This is a genomic window from Actinomadura sp. NPDC048032 (assembly GCF_040653175.1).
Taxonomy (GTDB): Bacteria; Actinomycetota; Actinomycetes; order Streptosporangiales; family Streptosporangiaceae; genus Spirillospora; species Spirillospora verrucosospora.
In genome coordinates this window covers 1-3,382 of record NZ_JBEZJP010000620.1, presented here as the reverse complement: position 1 = coordinate 3,382, position 3,382 = coordinate 1, and the positions used below count along the sequence as shown (strand labels likewise).

Genomic DNA, 3,382 nt, shown 5'->3' with positions numbered 1-3,382 from the left:
GACCGCAGTGCGGCGCGCTGGTGATCCCGGCCGCCTCCGCGGTGTGCGCCGCCCCGTCCTCCGCATATCCCGACGCCCACAGGTCCCGCCGGCCGGCGGGTCGGGCCGAGCATTGTGTTCGCATACATCATCCGGCGCCTCATCGGTGCCGTCGTCATGTTGCTGCTGGTCAGCATGGTGACCTTCGGCATCTTCTTCTGGTTGCCCAAGATCGCCGGGCAGACGACCGACCAGATCGCGGCGTCCTACGTGGGCAAGGCGCCGACCGCCGAGGCCATCCAGGACACCAAGGAGCGGCTCGGCCTCGACAAGCCGGTCGTGGTGCAGTACGGCAACTACGTCAAGGCCATCGTCGTCGGCAAGGACTACAAGGCCGGCCCCGTGACCGACCACTGCCCCGCGCCGTGCCTCGGCTACTCGTTCCGTAGCAGCCAGCCGGTGCTGGAGACGCTGGTCGACCGGGCCCCGGCGACCCTGTCGCTGGCACTCGGCGCCGCGCTCGTCTGGCTCGTGGGCGGCATCGCCACCGGGGTGCTGTCGGCGTTGCGCAGAGGCTCGCTCTGGGACCGGACAGCGATGATCATCGCGCTGAGCGGCGTGTCGCTGCCCATCTACTTCACCGGCCTGGTCTCGCTCGCGCTGTTCTCCTACACACTCAAGATCTTCCCGGGCGGCGGCAGCTACACCCCGTTCACCTCCAATCCGGTGAGCTGGTTCCAGGCGCTGGTCCTGCCCTGGGTGACGCTCGCGTTCCTCTACGCCGCGATGTACGCGCGGCTCACCAGAGCGGGCATGCTGGAGACGATGAACGAGGACTACATCCGCACCGCCCGCGCCAAGGGCCTGTCGGAGGGAACGGTCGTCACCAAGCACGCGCTGCGCGCCTCGCTGACGCCGATCCTCACCATCTTCGGCCTCGACCTCGGCCTGCTGCTCGGCGGCGCGGTCCTGACGGAGAACACCTTCGGCATCCCGGGGCTGGGCCAGCTGGCGATCAGCTCGATCCGGGGCGGCGACCTGCCCATGGTGCTCGGCGTGACCCTGCTCACGGCGACCTCCATCATCGTGATCAACCTGATCGTCGACATGATGTACGCGATCGTCGACCCGAGAGTGAGGCTTGGCTGATGACCGGCACCGCGCCCGCCGCGGAGACCTCGGGCACCGGCGAGGCCCCGAGCGCGTTCCTCGAGGTCCGCGACCTCAAGATCCACTTCCCGACGGACGACGGCCTGGTCAAGTCCGTCGACGGCCTGTCGTTCCAGCTGGAGCGCGGCCGCACGCTCGGGATCGTGGGCGAGTCGGGCTCCGGCAAGAGCGTGACCAGCCTCGGCATCCTCGGCCTGCACAACCGGCGCAACGCCGACGTGTCCGGGGAGATCTGGCTGAACGGCAAGGAGCTCGTCGGCGCCTCGCAGGCCGAGGTGCGCCGGCTCCGCGGCCGCGACATGGCGATGATCTTCCAGGACCCGCTGTCGTCGATGCACCCCTTCTACACGGTCGGCCACCAGATCATCGAGGCCTACCGGGTGCACAACGACGTGTCCAAGTCGGTGGCCCGCAAGCACGCCATCGACATGCTCGGCAAGGTCGGCATCCCCAAGCCGGACAAGCGGGTGGACGACTACCCGCACCAGTTCTCCGGCGGCATGCGGCAGCGCGCGATGATCGCGATGGCCCTCTCCTGCGACCCCGAGCTGCTGATCGCCGACGAGCCGACGACGGCGCTGGACGTGACCGTCCAGGCGCAGATCCTTGACCTGATCCGGGACCTGCAGCAGGAGTTCAACTCCGCGGTCATCATGATCACCCACGACCTCGGGGTGGTCGCCGAGCTGTCCGACGACATCCTGGTGATGTACGCGGGCCGCGCGGTGGAGTACGCCTCCGTCGACGACGCCTTCCACCAGCCGCTGCACCCCTACACCTGGGGGCTGCTCGGCTCGATGCCGAGGCTGGACCGGGAGCGCACGGAGCGGCTGATGCCGATCGTGGGGTCGCCGCCGAGCCTGATCAACGTGCCGTCGGGCTGCGCGTTCCATCCGCGCTGCCCCTACAGTGACCTCAACGGGGACAAGAGCACGACCGAGCGGCCCGTCCTGATCGAGGCCGAACCCGGCCACAAGGTGGCGTGCCATCTCCCGCTGGAGAAGAAGCGGCAGATCTGGAACGACGAGATCCGGGCGAAGCTGTGACGAGCACGGGTGGGAACGAGACTGTGAACACTACGAAGACCCCGGCCGACGAGACCCGTCCGGCCGCGGAGACCCGCCCCGTGCGGGACGGCGAGCCGCTGCTGGAGGTGGACAACCTCGGCAAGCACTTCCCCGTCACCGCGGGGCTGCTGCGCCGGCAGGTCGCGGCGGTCAAGGCCGTCGACGGCGTGTCGTTCTCGGTCCGCAAGGGCGAGACGCTCGGGCTGGTGGGCGAGTCGGGCTGCGGCAAGTCCACCACCGGCCGGATGATCATGCGGCTGCTGGACCCGAGCTTCGGCAAGATCACCTTCGAGGGCCAGGACATCACCACGATGTCGCAGGGGCGGCTCCGGCCGCTCCGCCGCGACATCCAGATGATCTTCCAGGACCCGTACTCGTCGCTGAACCCGCGCAAGACGGTCGGCGCGATCGTCGGGGCGCCCTTCCGGCTGCAGAACATCGAGGCCAAGCAGGGCGTCAAGAAGGCCGTCCAGGAGATCCTGGAGCTGGTCGGGCTGAACCCCGAGCACTACAACCGCTACCCGCACGAGTTCTCCGGCGGTCAGCGGCAGCGCATCGGCATCGCCCGCACCCTGGCCCTCAAGCCGAAGCTGATCGTCGCGGACGAGCCGGTGTCGGCGCTGGACGTGTCCGTGCAGGCGCAGGTCGTCAACCTGCTGGAGGACCTGCAGAACGAGCTCGACCTCACCTACGTGGTGATCGCGCACGACCTGTCGGTCGTCCGGCACATCTCCGACCGCGTCGCCGTCATGTACCTCGGCAAGATCGTCGAGGTGGCGGACCGGGCGGACCTGTACGAGCGGCCCATGCACCCCTACACCAACGCGCTGCTGTCGGCGGTGCCGATCCCCGACCCGAGCGAGCGCGGGGACCGCAAGCGGATCCGGCTGCAGGGCGACGTGCCGAGCCCGCTCGACCCGCCGCCCGCCTGCCGCTTCCACACCCGCTGCTGGAAGGCGCAGGACATCTGCAAGCAGGTCGAGCCGCCGCTGGTGGAGCTCAGCCCGGGCCACCAGGCGGCCTGCCACTTCCCGGAGAACACCACGGTCAGCGCGACCGACGCGGTCGCCAAGGCCGCGGTGGCGCCAGCCGCGCCGGCCGCCGGGTTGTGCGAGGCCGACAGCATCACGCCGAGGTCGGCGTCCAGGGCGTGGGTCAGGTGCGCC

Annotated in this window: 3 protein-coding genes; all 3 read left to right on the top strand. The window is 69.5% G+C overall.

Annotated features, from left to right (window positions below; genetic code table 11):
* The first annotated feature begins 114 nt into the window (after positions 1-114).
* Positions 115-1,128, top strand: coding sequence for an ABC transporter permease (locus tag AB0C69_RS40120; protein WP_345182980.1), 1,014 nt, complete (start codon positions 115-117; stop codon positions 1,126-1,128).
* A complete protein-coding gene (locus AB0C69_RS40115) occupies positions 1,128-2,195 on the top strand; it encodes an ABC transporter ATP-binding protein (protein ID WP_360361624.1) in 1,068 nt (355 codons plus the stop codon). The genes AB0C69_RS40120 and AB0C69_RS40115 overlap by 1 nt, the downstream gene beginning before the upstream one ends.
* Before the next feature lie 80 nt (positions 2,196-2,275).
* On the top strand, positions 2,276-3,382 hold a 1,107-nt coding region (locus AB0C69_RS40110), incomplete at its 3' end, for a dipeptide ABC transporter ATP-binding protein (RefSeq protein ID WP_360361627.1).